Origin of the sequence: Paenibacillus sp. G2S3 (assembly GCF_030123105.1) — a bacterium.
Classification (GTDB): Bacteria; Bacillota; Bacilli; order Paenibacillales; family Paenibacillaceae; genus Paenibacillus_AQ.
Genome location: NZ_CP126095.1, coordinates 1,402,113 through 1,425,170 on the forward strand (window position 1 = coordinate 1,402,113; position 23,058 = coordinate 1,425,170).

Here is a 23,058-nt window from a genome sequence, read left to right on the forward strand (position 1 = left end):
TAGCGCCTCTCAGGTCCGAAAAAGCTCCAAAATGGCAATTCTTCAGGTAATAGCGGCATCTGAGTCCGAAGCCAGCCCCGAAGCGGGAACTCTAAGCAAGAGAATCGCGCAAGCGAGCCCCGAAGCAATAGAACTGCACAAAAGAGCCCCAAATCGAGAACCCTAAGCGAAAGAACCGCGCAAACCATCACCAAAGCGCAGACTCCACCAGAGTTATGTCAATGGAACGACCATACATAGGCACAATACAGTGCCTAAACAAAACAACCCGTTCAACACTTTCGTGTGAACGGGCTGTTTTTATTTAAGCTTAAGCTTTAGATCTTAAATTGTTGCACAGCTTCCTGAAGCTTTTTAGCCTGCTCATATAGATGTTGCACGGTTACTGCATGTCCTTCAAGCTCTATACGTTGGCGCTCCGAGTTCTCGGATAGTGTGTCCGCACTTTCTTGCGACCTTGAAGTGATTTGTGCGGTTTCCTCGACGGAAGCACTAACTTCTTCCGTACTTGCTGAGATTTGCTGCGTAGCCGCAGATACAGATTGAATATTCTGATTGATGCTCTGAATCAGGATCAGAAGGTGATTGAAGGCATCGCCCGCTTCTGCCACCTTGCCTACCCCGGAGGCTACCTCAGAATTCACATGGTTCATCTCAGTAACGGAGCGATTCATATCTTCCTGAAGTCCGAGTAGGAAATCACGGATCTGCTCATTCGCATTACGGGATTGTTCGGAAAGCTTGCGTACTTCTCCGGCAACAACGGCAAAGCCGCGTCCATGTTCTCCTGCACGTGCTGCTTCGATCGAAGCATTGAGCGACAGCATTTGGATTTGCTTCGTAATTTCAGTAATACTGTGAACGACTTCTCCGATCATTACTGAACGTTCATTCATAATTTGTAATTGCTCCAGCGACTGCAGGGAGGCACGTTCAACCTGGCGCATTTGCAGAACAGCGCTTTGAGCAATCTCATTACCGCCACTCGCTTCAGCGGAAGCTTCACTGATCTGCTCAGTGACTTCGGTGGCTGCTGAAGCAATATGCTGAATGCCGAAATTGATTTCTTCCATAGCTTTTGAATTATCCAGAGCGCTGCTTGCGATGGTCGTACTACCTTTGCCAATTTCTACAACAGATGTACTAGAGTGGTCTGCCATTTCATTTAGGACCTCAACACGTTCTCTTAAAGAATTGGAATCGGTGACCACAGTATTTGAGGTGACGAGTACATGTCCGATCATTTCTTTTAGGCGCAGGGTCATCGCTTGGAAGCTTCTGGATAGCTGAGCTACCTCATCACTGCCTTTAACCGTTAATTCCTCTGTGAAATCTCCCTCTGCGAGACGGGCACTGTAAGCTGCAAGCTTTGAGATAGGACGAGTAATCCGCATACTCATAAACCAGGCACCAGTTGAGCCTATGATCAGCGTTAGCAGAGTGATCCCGGCACTGGTCCACAGAATACTGTCTGTTTTTTCTTGAATAAAGCTTACATCACTGCTGATTCCGATAACCATCGTACTTCCGGGAATACCGATATAAGCTGACTTATGTACACCATGCGAGTCCTTGTATGTATCGCTTAGTCCACTCTTTCCTTTAAGTGCTTGCTGCATTGCAGAGGATACCTTAACGATTTCCTCCGGCTTTAATTTTGCATCATGATCTACGGACAGAACTTCAGCTTCCTTGCCTTTTAGATTGAGTAGAAAAATAGTCTCAACCCCATGCTGCTTTCTCTTATCCTGAAAATAGAATTCAAGATTGGTGGCTGCTTGTTCGTTCTTCTTTAGTGCTTGCTGAGCGTGCATTGTATTTATATTCTTATATACGTCCTGAGCAGCTGCAGTTAGAATTTGATTGATTTGTGGCATGACATAGCTGTTGAAAATACTGGTGGATATAAAGTAGAAGCTGGTACTTAACAAAAGCGACGTGAGTAATAAAACTACAAATAATAAACGCGTAAATCTGCGACTGATCGACTGCTTGAAACGAAACATATTGTTCTCCCCCTTTTTATGGGCAGCGAAGCCCCATTTCTTTATATCCCTACCGACTGCTAGTGACTGGCAACCTGCAATATATTCCATAGTTATGTAATATATCAACTAAATGGATCGGGAATGAAGTGTTTGATACTATTCTATATAATTAACCTCTGGATGAATAGTGAAAGTTTTAGTTTATAGAGCATATTTTTCTGAAAAAGATGAATTATTACCGACACTTTTATTTTTAGTTAATAAAAATGGGTATAAATACCCATTCCATAAATGATTTATTTTTATAGATTGTTTGGCGACAGTGTGATAGAGTATTAATGTTTTGTTCCAAACTTAATGTAATCCGCGGTTCGTAACCATCCCGCGTAAACAAAACTAGGAGGAGTTAAAGTAATATGTTTAATTTGTTGTGGGGAGTTTTATTTGTTGTTGTTAATTTCGCTTTTTTTCTACTCTGTTACCGCCTGTTCGGCAAAAGTGGAATGTATGCCTGGGTAGGTATCGCTACTGTAATTGCTAACATTCAGGTAGCTAAGACGATTGCTATGCCATTTGATATCGTGATGACACTCGGAAATACGATGTATGTCACTTTGTATATGACCAGCGATTTGCTTAATGAGAAGTATGGCAGAGCGGAAGCACGTAAAGCAGTCTGGTTTGGTTTCTTCACCCTGCTTATGACGACGGTCATTATGCAGATGGTACTAGTCTTTAAGCCGCAAGAGACAGATATCGCTCAGTCTTCTTTGGAGACGATCTTTGGGCTGATGCCTCGGCTAGCTTTGGGGAGTCTTACTGCTTACTTCATTAGTCAGTTCCTAGATGTTCGGTTGTACTCCTGGATTCGCAAATATTACAGCACTTCAAGTCAGTTGTGGATTCGTTCCAACGGCAGTACGATGATTAGTTCTTTTGTGGATACACTAATCTTCTGTACCATTGCATTTGCTGGGTTGTATAACTGGAGTGTGTGGTTTGAAATTTTGCTTACAACGTATCTAGCGAAATTCTTACTAACCGCATTAAGCACACCTATCTTATATATCGCCCGAACTTTTACTTTTGCTGAAGATGGAACACCATCATCTGCTCATAAAAAGGATTAAACAACAATACAGCCAGCGCGTACCGATCATAATCGATGCGCGCTGTTTTATTTTTCCAGTCGTAAGAGGGCTAATCGTTCCATAAAAAAGTGTACATAAAATTAATATAAAGCTAAAATAAGCTATCAGTCTGATCGAAGAGAGTGTACATAATCGGTAGTCACAGAAATTAAGAACAGGTGTGATGAAGGATGAATCTAGTAGTTCCTATATTGCGTCATGCAGCACAGCAGCCCGACAGCATTGCCTTAACTCATGACTATGTCAGTCATACCTATTCAACCTTAGTACAAGCGATGCGGAGAATCGCGAATGGTCTACAGCAAAAGGGTCTGAAACATGACAAAATCGCCATTTTATCAACGAATCGCATTGAGTTTGTCGAGGTTTTCTTGGGGGCTATTTATGCGGGCTGTGTTCCCATTCCTTTAGATCCCAAGTGGAGTGCAAATGAACTGCAGGTTATTATAGAGCAGTGCCAGCCGGCAATGATTTTTGCCGAGCCGGAAGCTGCAAAGAATTTGGTCTTCAAGGATCAAGCGATCCCAACACTAACTTTCTCAAAAGATCGAACAGATTCCTATGATCAGTGGCTGGATGCGCTGAAGCCAGAAGCTGAATTGGATGAGACGAACGAGTTATTATTTATCGGGTTTACTTCAGGCACAACTGGGCTACCCAAAGGATATATGCGTACCCATTTATCGTGGTTAAAGAGCTTTGAGGTATCGAGTGCTGCCTTTGAATTGGACTCTATGAAGGATGTTTTAGCACCGGGTCCGTTTGTGCATTCGCTGTCCTTGTTTGCTGTAATGCAGAGTCTGTATGGTGGAGCAAACTTTCATATTACGCAAAAATTTAGCGCCACACAGGTGTTAGAGCTGTGCAAGCAGATTCCGGGTGTGGTGTTGTTTGTTGTACCGACAATGCTTGAATCCATGATGCAGCAGGCTCTTCCTGGGCAGACGCAGATTGATGCGATTATTAGCTCAGGTGCAAAGTGGTCGGAGTTGTCCAAAAAAAAGGGCATAGAAGTGTTCGCTGGAACGCGTCTCTATGAATCCTATGGTTCCTCAGAAGCGAGTTATATTAGTTATTTGGATGTTCTGGAAGAGCATAATCCGAACTCTGTAGGCAAGCCCTATCCCGGAGTGCAAATTTCCATTCGTGATGAAGAGTTCCGTGAAGTCCCTACGGGGGAGATTGGGCAGTTATATGTGCGAAGTGATATGATATTTCTAGGCTACCATCAATTGCCGAAGGAGACCGCAGCAGCTTTTCGAGAGGGATGGCTTGTGTTAGAGGATTATGTTTATCAGGATGAAGCTGGTTATTTATATCTGGCGGGTCGCTTGAAAAATAGAATCATCTCCGGTGGGCTGAACGTTTATCCAGAGGAAGTAGAGCGAGTACTGGAGCATCTTCCGGAAATGCAAGAAGTAATGGTGCTTGGCGTCCCTGACGATTATTGGGGAGAACATCTGGCAGTCCTCGTGAAATGGAATGGTGAAAAGCATTTATCTATAGACGAAATAAAGAATTATTGTCGCCAGTATTTAGCAAGCTACAAAGCGCCGAAGCAGCTGCTGACAGTTGATGAGTTTATCTATACAAGCAGTGGCAAAATTGCCCGGCAAGCGATGAAAGAATATGTGAAAAGAGCGATGGTATGATAGAAGCAGTAATTGTTATGGCAAAACGTACACCGATTGGCAGGATGGGCGGCTTATTAAGTACATTTGAGCCGGAAGCATTACTGGCGCCGCTTATTCAGCATATTGTGGCAGAGACGAACCTGCCCGTCGATATGATCGATGATGTGATTATTGGAAATGTGGTCGGTCCGGGTGGAAATATTGCCCGGGTAGCTGCGCTTGAAGCGGGACTGCCTGTTTCGGTTCCGGGCGTTACTGTGGATCGGCAGTGCGGTTCTGGGCTAGAGGCCATTAACATAGCAGCACGGCTTATTCAAAGTGGCGCAGGTGAGATTTATTTAGCGGGCGGCGTTGAGAGCACGAGTCGTGCCCCTTGGAAAATGGCTAAGCCCCAAACCTTGATGGGGGTTCCGCAGCTATATACCCGTGCTCATTTTACACCTAGCGCTTACGGTGATCCGGATATGGGAATTGCTGCGGAAAATGTAGCGCGGAAGTATGGGATTTCGCGAGAAGAGCAGGATCAATATGCCTTTAAAAGCCATCAGAAGGCCGTTCATGCTCAGCAAAGTGGTAGGTTTCAGCAGGAGATTGTACCTTTTCTGGTTGAGGGGGAGTGGGTGAACACCGACGAATGTCCGAGGGCTAATACGAGCCTGGACAAGCTGCGAAAGCTACCTTCAATCTTCGAAGAAAAGGGTACTGTCACCGCTGGAAATGCCTGTCCTATTAATGATGGGGGGGCGCTTCTATTAATGATGTCCCGTGAGAAATGTCGGCAACTCAAGCTAAAACCTATCCTGCGTGTCGTAGATACGCAAGCAGCAGGTGTAGATCCGAATTATTTAGGTATGGGCCCAGTTCCAGCTGTACAAAAGGTGTTACATCGTCAACAGCTGACCATAGCCGATTTAGATATCGTAGAGTTTAATGAAGCCTTTGCTTCGCAAGTTCTAGCCTCACTGAATGAGCTTCAGATCCCACAGGAAAAGGTCAATCTTGGAGGAGGCGCATTAGCTATCGGTCATCCATATGGGGCGTCCGGAGCTATTTTAATGACTCGTTTATGTGCTGAAATGCAGCATACGCCTTATAAAAGGGGACTTGCCACTTTGGGCATTGGCGGCGGGTTGGGGCTGGCAACGCTTGTGGAGGTTACGGAATGAACAGTGTCCGACATCAGATTCTTATGACTGCTGAGTGGATATCGGATTACGCACAGAGTATTGAGGCACCCGTGCAGACGACTAATGGCAATCTGATTGCTCCATCTACGATGCCTATTATTTTTTGGCAGGTCTTCGATATTCCTTGGCTTAGCAAGGGAGAGCCTTTGCTTCACGGTACTCAGAAATTCTCATATCAAGCTCCGATTACGGCAGGGATGACGTTAGATTGTGAATTAGCATTAATGAGCAAGATGCAAAAAGATGGCCGGCAGGGCAAGCTGACCTTTTACACACATACGCTGGTTTGTAAATGTGAAGGCGAGCTTATAGTCACTGCAGAAACGGTGTTAATTCGGGTAGGTGATGATCATGATGAGAAAATGCATAACGGCTGAGGCTATCCGGCAATATGCAGCAGCTTCCCAAGATCTGGCCGCTATTCATCTAGATGAGGATGCTGCAACTGAGGCTGGATTTAAGCGGCCCATTGCGCATGGGATGTATCTAATGGGATTAGCCCAATCCTTATATATCGAGGAGCATCAGGCACAGTGGATCACTCAATATGATATGAAATTTCATAAGCCTTTAGAGGTCGATAATGTCGTGATTTTTGATTTTTCGGAGGATGACTGCCTGGTTAAAGTGACCCTTACAACAGAAGCTGGCGATGTTATTGCTTCGGGAGCTTTTTCAGTGAAAGAGGTGTAGTGATGAACAAAGTAGCCTTAATTACTGGAGCAACCAGAGGGATCGGGCGTAGTATTGCCGTGCAGCTCGGCAAGTCCGGTTATATAGTGGTTGTAAATGGTACAAAACAAGTCTTAATCGATGAGGTTGTCCATGAGATTCGTCAGGCGGGTGGTGAGGCATCAGGATACTCTGCTAATGTAGCAGATCCAGTTGCGGTCACTGCAATGGTGGATGAGGTTATTACACGGTATGGCCGTATTGAGGTATTGATAGCTAACGCTGGGAATTTGCAGGATCAGAAATGTCTACGGATGACGGATGAAGAGTGGAAGGCTGTGCTGGGTGTACATCTAAATGGCACCTACTATAGCATTCAACGCGTACTTCCATATATGCGCCAGACAGGTGGCGATATCCTGTTGATGACCTCTACGGCTGGACTAACAGGTTCTGTGGGTCAGGTGAATTATAGTGCAGCCAAAGCTGGAATACTTGGAATGACGTGGACACTAGCAGCGGAGCTGAAACGTGATCAAATTAGAGTCAATGCGATTTCGCCAGCCGCTTTAACAGATATGACCAGACCTGTCATTGATCATTTGAAAGCGAAACATGCCAGCCGTAATGATCCGTTCCCAGACTTTTGGCGAATAGGTGGCCCGGAGGATATTGCTTCCTTTGTGACTGCATTATTGAGTGAGTCTGACGCGGATTTAACCGGTGAAATCTTTGCTGTGAATGGATCAAAAGTGACAAAATGGGAGAAGCCTGCGCCTGCATTTTCGGAGAACAGCATTGAGGCATTTTTCGCTACTTGGCACCGTCAAAAGGGGAGTGAATAAATGCTTACCTTCGATCAAGTTCATTTTTATTATAAAAAGGGTCAGCCTGTCTTAGAGGATATCAGCTTTACGATAGAAGCGGGGGAGTTTGTGGCGATTGTTGGCGCTAATGGCTCTGGCAAATCCACCATTGCAAAGCTCATGGACGGATTGCTGCTGCCGAGAAAAGGATCGGTACAATTTAAGGGTCTAGATACCACAAATCCAGCTGACCTTGCAGCAATTCATCAGCAAATCGGCTTTATTTTTCAGAACCCAGAGGATCAATTTATCACCACAACCGTTATGGATGAGGTGCTTTTTGGTTTGGAGAACATCCGTGTGCCAAGGGAGGAAATGCGCAGCCGGTTGGAGGATGCCTTGCAGGCCGTTCATATGGAGGATTATCTGGATGCCATGCCACATCAGCTCTCTGGAGGTCAAAAGCAACGTGTCGCTATTGCGGCTATATTGGCGATGCGCCCGCAAGTCATTATTTTTGACGAGGCCACCTCTATGCTTGATCCTCAGGGAAGGCAGCAGGTGCTTGCCATTATGCAAGAGCTGCATCGTCAAGGTCTGACCATTATTCAGATCACTCACCATATGGAGGAAGTGCTTGCAGCAGAACGATTATTACTCCTGCACCAAGGGCGACTTGAGTTTGATGGTGCTCCACTGGCTTTTTTTGAAACGATGCCTGTTGCGGACTATCAATTACAACTGCCTTTTGCCGTGCGTGTACATGCATTGCTCCATTCAGCAGCGCCGCCAACAGCCGATTGGAAGGGGATAATTCGATCACAATGGTCTACAAATTAGATAATTTAAGTGTAAACTATGCTGATCATGTGGCTTTGCACAATATAAACTGCACCATTACTGCGGGCAAATGGATTTCGATCATCGGTCCCACGGGTGCAGGAAAGTCTACCTTTGTCAAAGTGCTGAAGGGTTTGATTCCCACCGTAAAAGGAGACTATTGGATTGATCAGCAGCCTGCTCCGAGAGATGCCAAAGGACAATTAAAGGTCGTCCCGGAGCTGGGCTTTGTTTTTCAATATCCGGAGCATCAGCTATTCGAAACTACGGTGCAAAAGGAGCTTTCTTTTGCTCTGAATCTGCAGGGTGCTTCACGCCAGCAAATCACGGAGGCGATTGAAAGGATTTTACCGCAAGTGGGTCTGTCAGAGGGCATTCTCCCGTTAAATCCATTCCAATTAAGCGGTGGAGAAAAGCGCCGTGTGGCGCTTGCCTCCGTGCTGATGACGAATCCGATGCTGCTAATTTTGGATGAACCGACAGCGGGACTTGATCCAGCTAGCCAAGTATCTCTGTTGAAGCTGCTGAAGTCATGGCAACAACAAAATAATCACACGATCCTCTTCGTTTCACATCAGATGGAGGATGTTGCCGAGTATTCGGATGAGGTTATGGTTTTTCATAAAGGTCAGCTAAAAGGGCATTATGACCCCAGAACATTATTTCTGGAAAAGGAAGAATTATTGGTGGAACTCGGCTTGTCCATGCCTGAACCCGTACAGCTTTTGAAGCTAGTAGAGGGACTATCCGGCCAAAAAATAGAGGTTGCTAGCTGTAAAGAGCAGGATATTTTCGATGCTGTTCTGCCGATTTGGCATTCGAGGGGGCGTCAATATGGCTGATTCCGTAATTGTGGGTCAATATGTGGAGACGCATTCGATTTTCCATCGTTTAGATCCTCGTTTAAAGCTTGTTAGTATCGTGATTCTCATGCTTAGCTTTCTGATGCTTGGAACATGGCTTAGCTATGCAGTTGCAACTGTTTTTGTATTCGGAATTTTGCTGCTCTCGAAGGTTCCTATTCATTTCTTCTGGCGAGGGCTACGGCCGCTATTATTTATTTTGCTGTTTACCTTCTTGTACAATGCCCTGTTCACCAAAGGAACGGTCCTCTGGTCTTGGTCATTTATTGAGGTAACTGAAGAGGGACTGCGAACAGGATTACGTTTCGTTTGGCGTATAATATTGCTCATCTTATTAGCCTCAGTATTAACGTTAACTACTAAACCGCTAGACTTAGCGTATGGTCTTGAAAAGCTGCTTGCTCCTCTATCCAAATTGGGGGTACCCGTAGAACAATTCTCCTTAATGATAGTGATTGCGATCCGTTTTATTCCTACCATCAAGGAGGAGCTGGATCGTATTCTTCTCGCACAAAAGGCTAGAGGTTATGATCTTGCAGCATTATCACTGCCTAAACGGATATTTGCTTATATCCCTATCATTATTCCTTTGCTCTTCACGACGATTCAACGTGCTGAACAGCTGAGCTATGCGATTGATGCGCGTGCTTATGGAAATGGTAAAGGGAGAACTTCTTATAAGGTATTGCGATTTCAGCAAATCGATTATCTGGCAGGGGGAATTGCTCTTTTATTTGCTGTGATTCTGCTGTGGTTAAAGATAGGAAAGGTGTAGATGAAGATGAAATGGAACACACGTATTACGGAGTTATTGCACATAGAGTATCCTATTATTCAAGGTGGACTTGCTTATTTAGGTTACGCAGACCTCGCCGCTGCCGTTTCGAATGCTGGTGGATTGGGTCAGGTCACAGCGATGAGTCTTCCGAGTGCAGAGGCTTTACGTTCAGAAATAGAACGGGTACGTACTTTGACGGACAAGCCTTTTGGCGTTAATTTTGCCATCGGTGTGCATGGCATCGGTTATGAAGATCGGGTGCAGGTTGCCATCGATGAGCAGGTTCCCGTGGTGAGTCTCACCGGTGGGAATCCAGCCCCTATACTGGAAATGCTACAGCACACTGATATTAAAACGCTCGTGCTCGTCTCTTCACGCAGACAAGCCCAAAAAGCTGAACAATTAGGCGCTTCTGCGGTTATTGTTGTTGGGCAGGAGGGAGGAGGCCACTTGGGACGTGATGATGTAGGGACTATGGTGCTCGTTCCTCAAGTAGTTGATGCGGTTGATATTCCTGTGATTGCTTCAGGTGGGATTGGGGATGGCCGCGGATGGATGGCTGCTCATGCCTTGGGGGCTGAGGGAATTGAAATGGGCACACGTTTCGTTGCTACGGTTGAATGTGTTCATGCGGCTGCTTCTTATAAAAAAGCCCTAGTAGAAAGCTCTGAGTCAGATACAGTCGTAATCAAACGCTCTATCGGAGCGCCCGCGCGGGTGTTGCGTAGTGAATACATAGATAAGATTCTCGAAATTGAGCGTGTGACTCCGACTTATGAAGCCTTAAAAGAATATATTAGCGGTGCAGCCAATAAGCGCTGGATTTATGATGATATCAAAGAAGAGGGCATCGGCTGGGCAGGCCAAGTGACAGGGATGATCCATGATATTCCTACAGTCTCGGAGCTAATCGGCAGAATGGTCAAAGAGGCAGCGTCGATTCGCGGGACGTGGGGAATGCAGGCGTGAGGATGCCAGCAGAGCGGTTGTATCCAAAAGATGAATTAATGAACTGAAAGATAAGGTATTAGATTGCCGATGCTTATTAAGCAAACGGGCAGATTTGCTCAATCATCGGGCATTATCGGACTATATTTATAGAGAGCGATGGTGCGGCTAATTCGAGGCGTTATGCAAAAGAAGATAATAGTTGGTTGAATCTATCACGCTCCTCCAAAAAAGGGCAATGGCTGCTGTATTGGAATGGAACTAATTGCGAATTTTTAATCAGCTTATTTGTTTCCTGAGCTTGGGTAAACGGAACGACTTTATCATGAATTCCATGAATAATTAATGTGGGCACATCGATCTGTCCAAGATCGTTGTAAACATTCTCGTCTCTTAGCGTGACCATAATGGCGGAAGTCGACCAATTCGCAGCTTGTAAACCCATTAGAAAGAACCATTCGGATTTCGCTTCAGAAATGTACTGAAAGAAAAAGCTCTCCGTTTGGTTTTGCAGCATTTTCGGACGGTCATTGTTTGTGTCTTCGATGATTTTATTCGTAAATTCTTTTGGAACGCTTGATGGAGACGCAGCGTCGATCAGGACGAGTTTAGATACCCCGTACCCTTTATAACGAGCCATATAACGAATTGAGATCGCTCCTCCGGTAGAGTGTCCTGCCAGTGTTATGTTTTTTAGCTGTAACGCTTCGATGACCATACGAAGATCATCTGCTAATCTATCGAAACCGTAACCATCGAATGGTTTATCCGATTTGCCGTATCCTCTCCAGTCCATTCCGATACAACGATATCCGAGCTTAGGAAGGAAATTGAACTGATATTCGAACTGGTTATGGTTTAGCGGCCATCCATGAATAAAAAGTATCGTTTTATTTCCCTTCGGATTGATGTCCTCTATAAATACTTTTACGCCCGGTTCCACAGTAACGAAGTATCCCAAGTGTATCGCCTCATTTTTTTTAATGTTTTTCCCCGTTAAGATATTCGCCTTAGGCAAGGTTAATGCCTAATTTCGGCGTCAAATTGGGTTTAGATAGTACGTAGAGATTTCTGAGGAATAGCTTGAGTGAAACAATTTCTTCAGATCATTGAGCTCACGGGGTACGTTAGTGGAATAGCGGTTGCTTCGGCAGCCGTTTTTTTATTTGTTCAACTAACGGGCAGATTAATGGAACCCTCCATGTTTCGAAACGTAATTATTTTATGATGTGATTAACTCTGAGTATATTCAATAAGTGAGGTGTAACTTTGTCATCAATTTTACTAATGATTTTTTCAATTAATTTTGCTCTCCTACTTTTGCACGAAATGGATGCAATAAGAGCCAAAGAATGGAGAATGTTTATAATCCTAAAAGATATGGAAGATAAACGTGCATTCAAAGTATTTACAATTTTGCATCTACCGCTATATACTTTTTTACTGTTTTCATTTATAAGTCAACATCTTTTATCTTTCGTAATAATAGATCTATTTTTAATTTTTCACTCGATCGCTCATTTTTTCTTTGAGAAGCATCCAAATAATAATTTTAAGAACTTATACTCAAGATTAATTATATATCCAATGGGCTTATTGGGTTTGTTACATCTTGTTGGGTTAATTTATTTTTAGCAATAGGTGTCGGTTAAAATAATTGCATATTACGCTAACGGAAAACGATAGTTCAATAACGACATAAAGGCAGCCGTTCAATGGATCGGCTGCCTTTGTTCAATTTTCGGGCAGTTTAGTTTAGCAACCTATATATCAGGAATACATGCGCTAATGTTGATATATGCAGTGATTGTTACATCTGAACGAACTGATGGAGATAACCAATATGCGGAAATGGCAGATGAAATGTTGAAACTCGCATCCGTCCAACCTGGATTTTTCGGAGTAGAAAGTGCTAGAGAAGGTGTAGGTATTACTGTATCTAATTGGGATCTCGCTTATAAAACAAGAGTTTGTAAGGTTGAAAGGGATTATAGATTTGAAAGGGTCTGAACAAGTCGAGTATGGTGCGGGAAAAGAGAAAGCCCATCACAGTAAGTTGAAAGTGATTCTTTTCCAATTATTAGGGATGGGCTATCTTTGATTCTAATATTTTTCGGATACTCTTGGTATCAGTATTGGGCACACATGAACTACGTCTATATTTTCTTCTTTTCTACAAATGAAGAATAGTCAGTTCCTTAGGGAAGCTTGTTAAGGTTTCTGCACCTTCAGCTGTAATAATTAGATCATCTTCGATACGCACACCCGCTAGTCCAGGCACATAAATCCCTGGCTCAACGGTGAATACATTGCCAATCTCGATAATGTCATCGTTCTGACCATGAAGTGACGGATATTCATGAACATCCATACCCAGTCCATGTCCTACACGGTGCAAGAAATACTCCCCGAACCCGGCTTCCTCAATCACATCACGCGCAGCTTTGTCGACAGAACCGAAGGGAGCTCCAGGATTGGAAGCAGCGATCCCAGCTTCGTTGGCAGCCAGCACGGTGTTATAGATCGTGATTAGCTTGTCATCCACGGATTCAATAGCAAAGGTACGTGTAATATCAGAAGCATAACCATCAGCATACACCCCAATATCAAACATCAGGAAGTCACCTGGCTGAATGACCCGGTTGCCTGGAACACCGTGAGGCAGGGCAGTTTTCGGACCAGAAAGCACCATAGTGTCGAAGGAAGGGCCGGAAGCGCCAACCTTTTTCATTAGATATTCCAGTTCCGCTACTAGATCGTTTTCTGTAACGCCTGTTTTTACATGGGTAAGAACGCGGCGCAGGGCTTCCTCAACTAGTTCAGCGGCATGTTTCATGCGCTTAACTTCATCTGGGGTCTTTTTGGAGCGCATGCTGCGCAGCAATGGACCAATATCACTAAATCGTTCTGCTGGAACGGCTGCGGTTAGATGCTCAAAACGTGCGACTGAGAAATGTTCCTTCTCTATACCAAGAGTACCTAGCTTACTGCTGCCGAAACAATCTTTAAGCAGGTTATAGGGATTATCAGTGTCACTATGGGTTATGATTTTGGTGACCGATGAAGCTGCTTGAGCCGCTTCTGCATCTAGTGCGGGTAGAATGAGCATTGGCTCTTCTCCACGTATCAACAGCAAACCGAGAAAACGTTCATGCGGATCGCTGGCGAATCCGGTCAAGTAGTAGACATGTTTGGGATCTGTTACGAGCAGGGCATCAAGGCCTTCGCCCGCCATTTGCTGCTCTAGGCTTGTCAGAGCATTATTCATAGTTGGTGTTCCCCTTTCAACATCACGATTAGAACTGCAATATTCCTATTATAGATCAAAAATAGACTAGACGCACGAGACGAACTACATCTATCGTTGGCTAATCATAAGAAGTAGCTTTTCTTGAGCCTACTAGTTGGTGTAACATAATCTTAAATATACTTCTCGTAAGGTTAGGCGGAAGCTTATTGGGGTACGGTTGTTGAGAGAGGAGTGATTCTTGGGATGAGAGGTAAAATTGCACTTGTAACTGGAGCAAATTCCGGTATGGGGCTAGCGACGACAGTTGAACTGGCTCGCAAGGGAGCCAAAGTAATTATGGTATGCCGTAATCGCCAGCGTGGAGAGGAAGCACTGGCTGCCGCCAAGCAAAAGAGCCACTCCGAGGATATCGAGCTGATGTTGTGTGATCTGGCCTCGCTGGAGAGCATTCGCAGTTTTGCGGAGGAATTCACCCGGAAATATCCGATTCTAGATATACTCATCAATAACGCTGGGGTAGTCACGATTAAGCGTCAGCTTACGAAGGACGGCTTTGAGATGGATCTTGGCGTGAACCATTTGGGTCATTTTTTGCTAACAAATCTGTTACTGGAGCCTTTAAAAGCAGCAGAGCAAGGCCGTATCGTTGTGGTTGCTTCCGGTGCTTACAAAATAGGTGCACTTCACTATGAAGATCCAACCCTCGCACGCCGTTTCAATCCTGCAAAAGCCTATGCTCGATCCAAGTTAGCCAATATACTGTTCACGAAAGAGTTGGCAGCACGCCTGCAAGGGACAAGAGTTACGGTGAATTGCGTGCATCCAGGCGCAGTGGGCACAAATATAGGTGTTAACCGGGAGACAGGCTTTGGCAAGTCGATCCTTAAACTGCTGTCATACTTCTTTTTAACTCCTGAACAAGGAGCCGATACAGCGATCTATTTGGCTACAGAATCTGATTTGCAAGAGGTAACCGGTCAATATTATTATCGACGAAAGAATCAGGAGCTGACTCCCAGAGCACAGAATAAACAAGAGGCGCAGCGGCTGTGGCAATGGAGCCAGGAGCAGGTCGGCCTGAGTGAATTAACACATTTGGAGGAATCAAGGGATGAATTGGGAGAATAGCAGGATTGAAGATGCAAAACCTACAGACTTAACAGCTATTGTGGAGATTTATAACTCAACGATTGCTGGACGGATGGTAACTGCGGATCTGGAACCTATTACTGTTGCTGACAGAGAAAAATGGTTCAATGAGCATAACAGCCACCATCGTCCTTTATGGGTACTTAGGCAGGGAGATGAGATTGCGGCATGGTTCAGCTTTCAATCCTTCTATGGTCGTCCAGCGTATAATGCAACAGCAGAAATTAGTGTATACGTGAGTGAAAAGTTCCGTGGTGGTGGAGCCGGTAGAATTCTTTTGAAAGAGGCCATTGAGAAAGCACCTAGTCTCGGCATTAAGAATCTAGTTGGTTTTGTGTTCGGACATAATGATCCAAGCCTTGGTTTGCTAGAAAAATTCGGCTTTAAGCAGTGGGGATTACTACCCGGTGTAGCTGAATTGGATGGTATAGAACGTGATTTAGTGATTGTTGGACTTAAAATCTAATTGCCACAATTGAAACGCTTACATTTTGAGTGTTGAGCTTACACTATTTGTGTCACAATCAATCCATATTTTTGACCAACGCTGCAAATCCCGGATAACTGTCTCCAGGGCAAGTCCTTTATCCGTTAAGGAATATTGGATTCGCACAGGTGTCTCAGGGAAAACTTCTCGAAGGACAATCCCTTCCAGTTCCAGCTCTTTAAGTCGTTCGGAGAGCAATCTTCCGCTGATGGGCAAGGCTGCTTCAATCACATTGAAACGTTGCGGTCCTTGGAGGAGCTGGTAGATAATTAAACCTGTCCAACGCCTGCCGATAATATCCATACTTTTTTGTAGCTGGGGACATAAATCAGTGGACTTCATATGGCTCACCTCTTAGTGAACATTATAAACGAAAAGACCAATAATTTAAACAAATTCCAATTTAATTCATAACTAGAAGGGATGATTGACAGTGGCTAAAAAAAAGAAAATGCCTACCACTCCGCGTCCTGCTGCGACCGATGGACCAGCTACGCTAAAAGACCTGTTGAGCAGTGATGTTCTTGGAAAGCTGAAGGCGCAATCTGATGCGTTAAAAGCGGAAGAGAATGACCGCAAGGAAGCTGCCCGTAAGGCAGTAGAAGATCAGCGAAAAGCTGAGCAAAAGCGACTTGAGAATGATTTTGCACATCTGCTGGAGAACAGTAATCAGGATTGGCATAAATATAAATAACTGATATAGCTAGCGGAAAAAAGATTATGAGATAAAGAGATACCCACAAGGGTGTCTCTTTTTTTAATGTTATTTATAAAATTCAATTGTTTTAAATTTTACTATACGAAAGGGTTGACCCTCAAAGTGGGCTTAGGTATAATCGAACATAGTGCAAATGAAAATCATTATCAATACCGATGATGTCATCTATTTCCCAAACTATTTAACTATTAAACAGATAAGGAACAACTCATGAAACTAAAATATTTGTCCCTACTTCTAATAGTATTCTCATTTATATCTTTGTTTATAGGCGTAAAAGACATTTCACCTTTGGATCTTTTTTCGCTTACGGAATCTCAGATGCAGACCCTGCTAGTCAGCCGGATTCCACGCTTAGCTGCACTGATTATAGCTGGTGTAAGTATGAGTATTGCCGGATTAATCATGCAGCAGTTATCGCGAAATAAATTCGTTTCTCCCACAACGGCGGGTACGATGGATTCCGCGAAATTCGGTATTCTCGTGTCCCTGATGCTGTTTACAGGGGCGACACCGATGCAGAAGCTGCTCGTTGCTTTTGTTTTTGCCCTACTGGGAACATTTATATTTATGAGAATCTTAGATCGGATCAAGTTCAAGGATAGTATTTTTATCCCCCTGGTTGGACTCATGTTCGGGAACATTGTAGGCTCGATTACTACATTTTTTGCTTACAAAAATGATTTGGTTCAGAATATCTCGTCTTGGATGCTTGGCGATTTCTCAACGATTATTAAGGGTCAATATGAATTAATCTATATCAGTATTCCACTTGTCATTCTCGCGTATGTTTTCGCCAATAAGTTCACCGTTGCCGGTATGGGGGAGGATTTCTCCGTCAATCTCGGTATGAACTACAAGGCGGTTGTGAACGTAGGATTGGTGATTGTAGCGTTAATCTCTTCTGTTGTTATTTTAACCGTAGGTACGATTCCTTTCCTGGGTCTTGTTGTACCTAACATAGTAACGCTATACATAGGTGATAACTTGAAAAAAAATCTGGCGCATACTGCCATTCTCGGTGCGGTGTTCCTCCTGTTCTGTGATATTCTGGGCAGGCTCATTATATATCCATACGAAATATCCATCAGTCTCACGGTAGGCGTCATCGGAAGTGGTCTATTTATCTACTTGCTGATGAGAAGAAAGGCGAATTAGTGATGAAGACGAAACTAACTATATTATCCTTAAGCGCTGTTGCTCTCATCGTCTTGTTTATGACCTATCATGTTATGGGGAATTGGGATTATGTTTTACCCAGTCGGGGGAGAAAGCTGGCGGCCATTTTAATTACCGGAGCCGTGATAGCTGTCTCTACCGTAGTTTTTCAGAGCATTACGAACAATCGTATTTTGACACCTAGTATTCTGGGACTAGACTCTTTGTACATGTTGATCCAGACGTTCGGTGTATACGCCCTAGGCTCATCCAATATGACGTTTATGAATAAAAATGTAAATTTCTTGTTCTCAGCCTGTATCATGGTTCTGTTCTCAGGTGTGCTGTATAAGCTAATGTTCCGCAGAGAGGGTCAAAACATTTACTTCCTGCTGCTCGTAGGACTTATTATGGGGACGATGTTCCAAAGTGCATCTTCTTTTATGGAAGTGCTCATTGATCCGAATGAATTCCTGATTCTGCAAGGAAAAATGTTCGCCAGCTTCAACAACGTCAGCAGTGATCTACTGATATTGTCTACAGTTGTTCTAGCGCTAACTACGCTGTATTTCATGCGATTTGTGAAGTATTTAGATGTTATTTCTTTAGGAAAAGATGAAGCCATTAACTTAGGGATCAATTATGACTATGTAGTCAAAAGGCTGCTAGTTATTGTATCTATCTACGTTTCGATATCAACGGCTTTAGTAGGGCCGATCACTTTCTTGGGTTTATTAGTAGCCAATGTGGGGCATCAGTTGTTCCGTACGTATAAGCATTCCTATCTGATTCCCGGCACGATTTTGCTAAGTATTATAGCGCTTGTCGGGGGACAGTTTCTAGTTGAACGTGTGTTTGGATTCACTACTACGGTTAGTGTAATCATTAATTTTGCAGGTGGCGTCTACTTTGTCTATCTGCTGTTAAAGGAGAATAAGTCGTGGTAGAAGTTAAGCATGTAAGCAAGCGTTATGGCGGAGTAACCGTTGTTGATGATGTGTCTTTAACCATTAAAAAGGGTGCAATCACCTCGTTTATCGGCCCTAACGGAGCTGGTAAAAGCACGTTGCTCTCCATGATCAGTAGACTTATCTCTAAAGACGCAGGGGAAGTACTGATTGAAGGGAAGGAAATTGGCAGCTGTAAGAGTAATGAGCTTGCTCGTAAAATATCGGTACTAAAGCAGTCCAATCATATCAGCGTACGCCTTACCGTAAAGGAACTTGTTTCTTTCGGAAGATTCCCTTATTCACAGGGAAAGCTCACACCTGAGGATCGAGCGTTCGTTGACGAAGCGATTGCTTACATGGACCTTCAAGAGATGCAGGATAAATATATTGATCAGCTTAGCGGTGGACAACGTCAGAGAGCATATATTGCGATGGTTATGGCTCAGGATACCGAGTATATTTTACTCGATGAACCACTCAACAACCTGGATATGAAGCATTCTGTACAAATTATGAAGGTGTTACGCCGATTGGTAGAAGAGAAGGGCAAGACGATTGTGCTCGTCATTCATGATATTAATTTCGCTTCTTGTTACTCTGACTACATTGTAGCGCTCAAGAATGGGCGGGTAGCTTCATCGGGTACGGTGGATGAAATTATTGATACAGCAGTGCTTAGGGATGTATATGACATGGATATCCCTATAGAAACAATAGGTGGTCGTAAAATTGGTGTCTATTTTTAAACAAGACTCCGCTTATATTTCGGAAATTATTATGACGTAACGCTAGAAGTGATAGGCGCCAGCTTCTTGACGTATACGCGAATAATTCAAATAGCTTGACTATAAATTATAGGGGTGAATATTTTGAAGAAGAACGTATCTTTACTAATTATGACAGTGTTTCTTGCCGTAATCTTGGCGGCCTGTGGCTCCAATAATGCAGCAACTTCAGATAATAATACAGCAGCGGCAGGCAATACAGAGGCTACTACTGCACCGAATACAGAATCCAAAGAGCTTACTATTAAGCATGAACTTGGAGAAATTACGATTAAGACTAACCCGCAGAAAGTCGTTGTATTTGACTTCGGTACACTCGATACTTTGGATAAACTGGGCGTAGAGGTGACTGGAGTGCCTCAAAGCAATGTACCCTCTTATCTCTCTAAATATAGCGATGCCAAATATGAGAATGTCGGTGGTTTGAAAGAGCCTGACTTCGAAAAAATAAATAGTCTTTCTCCTGATCTGATCATCATTTCCGGTAGACAGCAAGATTCTTATGATGAATTCAGCAAAATTGCACCTACATTGTACGTTGCTGTAGATAATGCGAATTACATGGAATCCTTCACGAAGAATGTGAAGACGCTGGGCCAAATTTTTGGCAAGGAAGCTGAAGTAGAGACTGAACTTACTGCTATTAATGACTCCGTTAAAGCTCTGAATGAAAAAGCTAAAGCCGATGGTAAAAAATCTCTTATTATTCTTGCCAATGAAGGAAAAATCAGTGCTTATGGTTCAGGTTCACGTTTTGGTATTATCCATGATGTATTCGGATTTGCACAAGCGGATGATAAAATCGAAGTATCCACTCATGGTCAAAGCGTATCTTACGAATATGTAGCCGACAAGAATCCGGATTATCTGTTCGTAGTAGATAGAGATGCGGCTGTGAAGAGTGATGGCAGCAAATCTGGCTCAGCGAAGGATGCGGTTGAGAACGATCTCGTGAAGAACACGAATGCTTTTAAAAATGGTAAAATCATTTACCTAGATCCTAACTACTGGTACTTGTCCGGTGGCGGTTTAATCTCTGTTAGCGAAATGCTCAAGGAAGTTGAAGTTGTTCTGTAAGCAGAGTAACCTGGGGAATTGAATGATGAATGAATATTCAGATAATTATTAACAAGCCTGTTGGCAGGAGTAAACCTCCTTGTCAGCAGGCTTTTTTGCTTTTTTTCATAGAATTACTGGTATATTCATACTAGTTGCTAAATTTAGCTGTAACTTTTTATGCGAGTATACGTGGTTAGGTTAAGGGGGGAGTGCATGAAGCGAAATTCACTGGATGAAATATATCAGATGTATGTGATGGATATTTACCGCTATCTGCGCTCCCTTTGTGGTGATCATCACGCGGCCGAAGATTTAATGCAGGAGACCTTTTATCGTGCTTATTTATATTTGGAGGATTGTAAAGACGAGAAGATTAAACCATGGTTGTTCCGTGTCGCGTATAACGCCTTTATAGATTACAAGCGGAAGGAAGGACGCAGTACTGTTCAGAGTGAGGAGTTTTTTAAACAGCTCGCCCATCCAGATACCACAGAAAGCACGCTGCTTCGGCAGGAACGTTGGGAAGAGATGAGGATTGCGATAGGTGAGCTACCGGACAATCAGAGGCATGCACTGCTGCTACATGATTTTCATGGTCTTAGTTATCTGGAAGCATCGGACATTATGAATGTGGGTCTGTCCCAATATAAGATCTTAATCTTTCGAGCTAGACAGAGGCTGCGTGAAGCAGAGCGGAGGAGGAATGAACATGAGTGAGGAGTTCAAGGAGAAGTTAAGAAGGTACGGCGAAGGTACCCTTGCTGACGAGGATAGGGATGAAGTGGAGCGCGAGTTAGAGAAGATGGAAGCTTATCAGGCTTATCTGGATGAACTCATGGGGGAAGAAAAGCCGGCTTCAAGTGAGGATAAGAGCATAAAATTCGGAAAGGGTAAAAGTAAAAACAGATCTGGCAAGGAAAAAAAGATCATTCGCCGCGGTAAATGGAGAGCTCGGATATCGAATACTTTTACGGTAATCTCTGCGTTCTTAATTTTCATGATTATTTGCAGTATTATCAGTGCGATATTTTATGGTACTGGGGAGAGAGTAGAGAAATACCGTGATGTTGTTTCTTCCGCTATTGCTGTCTCACAGCCGAATACGATTGTACATTTGAGCAGTGGTACCGGTCCATTTTTTAGTATGAATCTGACAAGTAAGATAGAGAAACAAGTGGGAGATGAACAAATCACTGTCGGAGATTATTCAATGAAGCTTCTATTTGGCTGGGCTAGGCTCTACAACTATTCCTGGACAAATGAGAGTAGAGGTGTTGGTTATTACTTTGTATATCCACAGGAGAAGAATGATGCGGCTAATAGTATGGATGATAGCAGTGAGTGGGAGAGATTAGAGAAGCTCCCTGAGGGGACGGTAGCGGAAGCGTACTTGTCTTTTGACCAATTATTTACGACAGATGAGCTGTTGAAGAAGTTTGAGCCTAAGAATCTTCAGCCTTTGTGGTTTGCGGCAGATACAGGTCCACGGACACGACAGCCAGTAGTTAATGATCCGTTAGGTTTTCCATATATGCCAATTTGGCATGCAGATGATATGAAAGTGACACAGGAATCGAGGGAGAAGCGAGGATGGTTTGGAGGGGTGACTAGCCGTTCGAGTAGTTCTCCATCTGTTAACTCATATGGTGATGGTGAACTGCGTAATGCAAACTTCCTCAAGACGCTGCACTTGATGCAAGAGTATAAATCCATCTCCAAAAGGGTGATTCCATTCATTGATCTGGATGATTCCATTAGTTATATAGAGAAGAATGGAGTTAAGCTGTATGGAGCTGTTGTAACCGGTCCGGTTAAAGAACTGCTCAAGCTGAAGGAAGAAACATGGGTCAGCAGAATGCATGTTGGGGAAGTAAGGCTGTGGAATTGGCAGGATCGAGAGAACTAAGATTTAATAGAAGCCGGATATACCCTGTATGGTAGGGTGTACCCGGCTTTTGGTCTAGCTAGGTAGTGATAGAGTCACAGAACTTGCTTCTCGCTTAAGCAAATCGTACAATTATTTGAATATTAGATTTATGAATAAGTATGATAACCAAAGTTGAGTATGATAGATTAGGAGCTGAGATTTATGAAAGTAGGAGTCGTATCTGATACACATATGTCAAGAATGGCTAAGTCTCTGCCAAAGGCACTGATTGCAGAGTTTAAAAATGTGGATTTAATCTTGCATCTCGGTGATTGGGTGAGTATGGGAATCTATGATTTGCTGTCAGAACTAGCACCGGTAGAGGGGATTGCCGGAAATAATGATGGTGATGAGATCATCGCGCGTTTCGGAGAGCGCAAGATCATTACCCTTGAAGGAATCCGGATTGGCATGGTACATGGACATACGCCACATTCCCGTAAAGGAACGGATGGGAACGCACTGCTTGCTTTTGCGAATGATGAGGTGGATTGTATTCTCTTTGGTCATTCACATCAGCCCTTGCTAAGAGAGGAGAATGGTATCCTGCTATTTAATCCTGGTTCTCCTACAGATAAGCGGCGTGAGAAATTGTATTCTTTCGGAATATTGGATATCGAAGCGGGTAAGGTTAGTGCCCGGCATGTGTTCTACGATTCAAAGGAATAAGGCTCAATTGTCCAAATCATTCGGCGTTCTCTCCATGGT

General features: G+C 43.7%; 26 protein-coding genes and 1 riboswitch. Of the genes, 22 read left to right on the forward strand and 4 right to left on the reverse strand.

What is annotated here, in order from left to right:
* Window positions 1-317: 317 nt before the first annotated feature.
* Window positions 318-2,006 carry a methyl-accepting chemotaxis protein gene (locus QNH28_RS06235; protein ID WP_283910625.1) on the reverse strand — a complete coding sequence of 563 codons (1,689 nt, stop codon included), beginning with the start codon at window positions 2,004-2,006 and terminating at the stop codon, window positions 318-320.
* A 342-nt stretch (window positions 2,007-2,348) separates the two neighbouring features.
* Window positions 2,349-2,394, forward strand: a riboswitch (PreQ1 riboswitch).
* 10 nt (window positions 2,395-2,404) lie between these two features.
* Here QNH28_RS06235 and QNH28_RS06240 point away from each other — a divergent pair.
* The 10 genes from QNH28_RS06240 (at window position 2,405) to QNH28_RS06285 (ending at window position 10,888) form a co-directional block, all read left to right on the forward strand.
* Window positions 2,405-3,118, forward strand: coding sequence for a queuosine precursor transporter (locus tag QNH28_RS06240; RefSeq protein ID WP_283910626.1), 714 nt, complete (start codon window positions 2,405-2,407; stop codon window positions 3,116-3,118).
* 191 nt (window positions 3,119-3,309) lie between these two features.
* Window positions 3,310-4,791, forward strand: coding sequence for an AMP-binding protein (locus tag QNH28_RS06245; RefSeq protein ID WP_283910627.1), 1,482 nt, complete (start codon window positions 3,310-3,312; stop codon window positions 4,789-4,791).
* The gene (locus QNH28_RS06250; RefSeq protein ID WP_283910628.1) at window positions 4,788-5,939 is read left to right on the forward strand and encodes a thiolase family protein; all 1,152 of its coding nucleotides are present in this window, start codon (window positions 4,788-4,790) and stop codon (window positions 5,937-5,939) included. Before QNH28_RS06245 ends, QNH28_RS06250 begins: the two co-directional genes overlap by 4 nt.
* Window positions 5,936-6,337 (forward strand): FAS1-like dehydratase domain-containing protein, encoded by a 402-nt coding sequence (locus tag QNH28_RS06255; RefSeq protein ID WP_283910629.1) that lies wholly within the window; start codon window positions 5,936-5,938, stop codon window positions 6,335-6,337. Before QNH28_RS06250 ends, QNH28_RS06255 begins: the two co-directional genes overlap by 4 nt.
* On the forward strand, window positions 6,312-6,653 hold the full coding sequence (locus tag QNH28_RS06260; protein ID WP_283910630.1) for a MaoC family dehydratase: 342 nt from the start codon (window positions 6,312-6,314) through the stop codon (window positions 6,651-6,653). Before QNH28_RS06255 ends, QNH28_RS06260 begins: the two co-directional genes overlap by 26 nt.
* A gap of 2 nt (window positions 6,654-6,655) precedes the next feature.
* Window positions 6,656-7,477 carry an SDR family NAD(P)-dependent oxidoreductase gene (locus QNH28_RS06265; RefSeq protein ID WP_283910631.1) on the forward strand — a complete coding sequence of 274 codons (822 nt, stop codon included), beginning with the start codon at window positions 6,656-6,658 and terminating at the stop codon, window positions 7,475-7,477.
* Window positions 7,478-8,278 (forward strand): energy-coupling factor transporter ATPase, encoded by an 801-nt coding sequence (locus QNH28_RS06270; protein WP_283910632.1) that lies wholly within the window; start codon window positions 7,478-7,480, stop codon window positions 8,276-8,278.
* Window positions 8,263-9,120, forward strand: coding sequence for an ATP-binding cassette domain-containing protein (locus QNH28_RS06275; protein ID WP_283910633.1), 858 nt, complete (start codon window positions 8,263-8,265; stop codon window positions 9,118-9,120). Before QNH28_RS06270 ends, QNH28_RS06275 begins: the two co-directional genes overlap by 16 nt.
* Entirely contained in the window at window positions 9,113-9,916 is an 804-nt protein-coding gene (locus QNH28_RS06280; protein WP_283910634.1) for an energy-coupling factor transporter transmembrane component T family protein, read from the forward strand. The genes QNH28_RS06275 and QNH28_RS06280 overlap by 8 nt, the downstream gene beginning before the upstream one ends.
* Window positions 9,917-9,922: 6 nt before the next feature.
* Window positions 9,923-10,888: an NAD(P)H-dependent flavin oxidoreductase gene (locus tag QNH28_RS06285; protein ID WP_283912066.1), complete on the forward strand. Its 966-nt coding sequence runs from the start codon at window positions 9,923-9,925 to the stop codon at window positions 10,886-10,888.
* 160 nt (window positions 10,889-11,048) lie between these two features.
* Here the strand turns inward: QNH28_RS06285 and QNH28_RS06290 are convergent, their stop codons facing one another.
* Window positions 11,049-11,828 carry an alpha/beta fold hydrolase gene (locus QNH28_RS06290; protein WP_283910635.1) on the reverse strand — a complete coding sequence of 260 codons (780 nt, stop codon included), beginning with the start codon at window positions 11,826-11,828 and terminating at the stop codon, window positions 11,049-11,051.
* 326 nt (window positions 11,829-12,154) lie between these two features.
* Between QNH28_RS06290 and QNH28_RS29625 the strand changes: the two genes are divergently transcribed.
* Both QNH28_RS29625 and QNH28_RS06295 read left to right on the forward strand, forming a co-directional pair.
* Window positions 12,155-12,502, forward strand: coding sequence for a DUF6713 family protein (locus tag QNH28_RS29625; RefSeq protein ID WP_349655057.1), 348 nt, complete (start codon window positions 12,155-12,157; stop codon window positions 12,500-12,502).
* A gap of 153 nt (window positions 12,503-12,655) precedes the next feature.
* Window positions 12,656-12,877, forward strand: a complete 222-nt coding sequence (locus QNH28_RS06295) for a hypothetical protein (RefSeq protein WP_283910636.1) — start codon at window positions 12,656-12,658, stop codon at window positions 12,875-12,877.
* 163 nt (window positions 12,878-13,040) lie between these two features.
* On the opposite strand, the gene QNH28_RS06300 is transcribed toward QNH28_RS06295, so the two are convergent.
* Complete coding sequence (locus QNH28_RS06300) at window positions 13,041-14,135, reverse strand: M24 family metallopeptidase (protein ID WP_094869904.1); 1,095 nt, start codon at window positions 14,133-14,135, stop codon at window positions 13,041-13,043.
* Between the two features lie 225 nt (window positions 14,136-14,360).
* On the opposite strand from QNH28_RS06300, the gene QNH28_RS06305 reads away from it, so the two are divergent.
* Both QNH28_RS06305 and QNH28_RS06310 read left to right on the forward strand, forming a co-directional pair.
* Window positions 14,361-15,245 carry an SDR family oxidoreductase gene (locus QNH28_RS06305; protein WP_283910637.1) on the forward strand — a complete coding sequence of 295 codons (885 nt, stop codon included), beginning with the start codon at window positions 14,361-14,363 and terminating at the stop codon, window positions 15,243-15,245.
* The gene (locus QNH28_RS06310) at window positions 15,229-15,732 is read left to right on the forward strand and encodes a GNAT family N-acetyltransferase (RefSeq protein WP_076284114.1); all 504 of its coding nucleotides are present in this window, start codon (window positions 15,229-15,231) and stop codon (window positions 15,730-15,732) included. The genes QNH28_RS06305 and QNH28_RS06310 overlap by 17 nt, the downstream gene beginning before the upstream one ends.
* An 18-nt stretch (window positions 15,733-15,750) precedes the next feature.
* Here the strand turns inward: QNH28_RS06310 and QNH28_RS06315 are convergent, their stop codons facing one another.
* Complete coding sequence (locus QNH28_RS06315) at window positions 15,751-16,095, reverse strand: winged helix-turn-helix transcriptional regulator (protein ID WP_042185654.1); 345 nt, start codon at window positions 16,093-16,095, stop codon at window positions 15,751-15,753.
* Window positions 16,096-16,204: 109 nt separating this feature from the next.
* On the opposite strand from QNH28_RS06315, the gene QNH28_RS06320 reads away from it, so the two are divergent.
* From QNH28_RS06320 to QNH28_RS06355, 8 genes are all read left to right on the forward strand, one after another.
* Window positions 16,205-16,447 (forward strand): YqkE family protein, encoded by a 243-nt coding sequence (locus tag QNH28_RS06320; RefSeq protein ID WP_143759304.1) that lies wholly within the window; start codon window positions 16,205-16,207, stop codon window positions 16,445-16,447.
* Window positions 16,448-16,681: 234 nt separating this feature from the next.
* On the forward strand, window positions 16,682-17,629 hold the full coding sequence (locus QNH28_RS06325) for an ABC transporter permease (protein ID WP_042125010.1): 948 nt from the start codon (window positions 16,682-16,684) through the stop codon (window positions 17,627-17,629).
* Window positions 17,630-17,631: 2 nt separating this feature from the next.
* Entirely contained in the window at window positions 17,632-18,576 is a 945-nt protein-coding gene (locus QNH28_RS06330; RefSeq protein WP_042125012.1) for an iron chelate uptake ABC transporter family permease subunit, read from the forward strand.
* Complete coding sequence (locus QNH28_RS06335) at window positions 18,570-19,325, forward strand: iron ABC transporter ATP-binding protein (protein ID WP_042185659.1); 756 nt, start codon at window positions 18,570-18,572, stop codon at window positions 19,323-19,325. The genes QNH28_RS06330 and QNH28_RS06335 overlap by 7 nt, the downstream gene beginning before the upstream one ends.
* Before the next feature lie 123 nt (window positions 19,326-19,448).
* Complete coding sequence (locus QNH28_RS06340) at window positions 19,449-20,441, forward strand: siderophore ABC transporter substrate-binding protein (protein ID WP_283910638.1); 993 nt, start codon at window positions 19,449-19,451, stop codon at window positions 20,439-20,441.
* Window positions 20,442-20,636: 195 nt separating this feature from the next.
* Complete coding sequence (locus QNH28_RS06345; RefSeq protein ID WP_283910639.1) at window positions 20,637-21,140, forward strand: sigma-70 family RNA polymerase sigma factor; 504 nt, start codon at window positions 20,637-20,639, stop codon at window positions 21,138-21,140.
* Entirely contained in the window at window positions 21,133-22,329 is a 1,197-nt protein-coding gene (locus QNH28_RS06350; RefSeq protein ID WP_283910640.1) for an anti-sigma factor, read from the forward strand. The genes QNH28_RS06345 and QNH28_RS06350 overlap by 8 nt, the downstream gene beginning before the upstream one ends.
* Window positions 22,330-22,512: 183 nt before the next feature.
* The gene (locus tag QNH28_RS06355; RefSeq protein ID WP_283910641.1) at window positions 22,513-23,019 is read left to right on the forward strand and encodes a metallophosphoesterase family protein; all 507 of its coding nucleotides are present in this window, start codon (window positions 22,513-22,515) and stop codon (window positions 23,017-23,019) included.
* The last annotated feature ends 39 nt before the right edge of the window (window positions 23,020-23,058 follow it).

Bases quoted from the DNA above. Each gene is read 5' to 3' on its own strand.
- QNH28_RS06245 (WP_283910627.1), top strand. From the start codon at position 3,310: ATGAATCTAGTAGTTCCTATATTGCGTCATGCAGCACAGCAGCCCGAC.
- QNH28_RS06355 (WP_283910641.1), top strand. From the start codon at position 22,513: ATGAAAGTAGGAGTCGTATCTGATACACATATGTCAAGAATGGCTAAG.
- QNH28_RS06310 (WP_076284114.1), top strand. From the start codon at position 15,229: ATGAATTGGGAGAATAGCAGGATTGAAGATGCAAAACCTACAGACTTA.
- QNH28_RS06315 (WP_042185654.1), bottom strand. From the start codon at position 16,095: ATGAAGTCCACTGATTTATGTCCCCAGCTACAAAAAAGTATGGATATT.
- QNH28_RS06285 (WP_283912066.1), top strand. From the start codon at position 9,923: ATGAAATGGAACACACGTATTACGGAGTTATTGCACATAGAGTATCCT.
- QNH28_RS29625 (WP_349655057.1), top strand. From the start codon at position 12,155: ATGATTTTTTCAATTAATTTTGCTCTCCTACTTTTGCACGAAATGGAT.
- QNH28_RS06305 (WP_283910637.1), top strand. From the start codon at position 14,361: ATGAGAGGTAAAATTGCACTTGTAACTGGAGCAAATTCCGGTATGGGG.
- QNH28_RS06235 (WP_283910625.1), bottom strand. From the start codon at position 2,006: ATGTTTCGTTTCAAGCAGTCGATCAGTCGCAGATTTACGCGTTTATTA.
- QNH28_RS06265 (WP_283910631.1), top strand. From the start codon at position 6,656: ATGAACAAAGTAGCCTTAATTACTGGAGCAACCAGAGGGATCGGGCGT.
- QNH28_RS06270 (WP_283910632.1), top strand. From the start codon at position 7,478: ATGCTTACCTTCGATCAAGTTCATTTTTATTATAAAAAGGGTCAGCCT.
- QNH28_RS06295 (WP_283910636.1), top strand. From the start codon at position 12,656: ATGTTGATATATGCAGTGATTGTTACATCTGAACGAACTGATGGAGAT.
- QNH28_RS06345 (WP_283910639.1), top strand. From the start codon at position 20,637: ATGAAGCGAAATTCACTGGATGAAATATATCAGATGTATGTGATGGAT.
- QNH28_RS06255 (WP_283910629.1), top strand. From the start codon at position 5,936: ATGAACAGTGTCCGACATCAGATTCTTATGACTGCTGAGTGGATATCG.
- QNH28_RS06330 (WP_042125012.1), top strand. From the start codon at position 17,632: ATGAAGACGAAACTAACTATATTATCCTTAAGCGCTGTTGCTCTCATC.
- QNH28_RS06275 (WP_283910633.1), top strand. From the start codon at position 8,263: ATGGTCTACAAATTAGATAATTTAAGTGTAAACTATGCTGATCATGTG.
- QNH28_RS06250 (WP_283910628.1), top strand. From the start codon at position 4,788: ATGATAGAAGCAGTAATTGTTATGGCAAAACGTACACCGATTGGCAGG.
- QNH28_RS06320 (WP_143759304.1), top strand. From the start codon at position 16,205: ATGCCTACCACTCCGCGTCCTGCTGCGACCGATGGACCAGCTACGCTA.
- QNH28_RS06260 (WP_283910630.1), top strand. From the start codon at position 6,312: ATGATGAGAAAATGCATAACGGCTGAGGCTATCCGGCAATATGCAGCA.
- QNH28_RS06325 (WP_042125010.1), top strand. From the start codon at position 16,682: ATGAAACTAAAATATTTGTCCCTACTTCTAATAGTATTCTCATTTATA.
- QNH28_RS06240 (WP_283910626.1), top strand. From the start codon at position 2,405: ATGTTTAATTTGTTGTGGGGAGTTTTATTTGTTGTTGTTAATTTCGCT.
- QNH28_RS06350 (WP_283910640.1), top strand. From the start codon at position 21,133: ATGAGTGAGGAGTTCAAGGAGAAGTTAAGAAGGTACGGCGAAGGTACC.
- QNH28_RS06300 (WP_094869904.1), bottom strand. From the start codon at position 14,135: ATGAATAATGCTCTGACAAGCCTAGAGCAGCAAATGGCGGGCGAAGGC.
- QNH28_RS06280 (WP_283910634.1), top strand. From the start codon at position 9,113: ATGGCTGATTCCGTAATTGTGGGTCAATATGTGGAGACGCATTCGATT.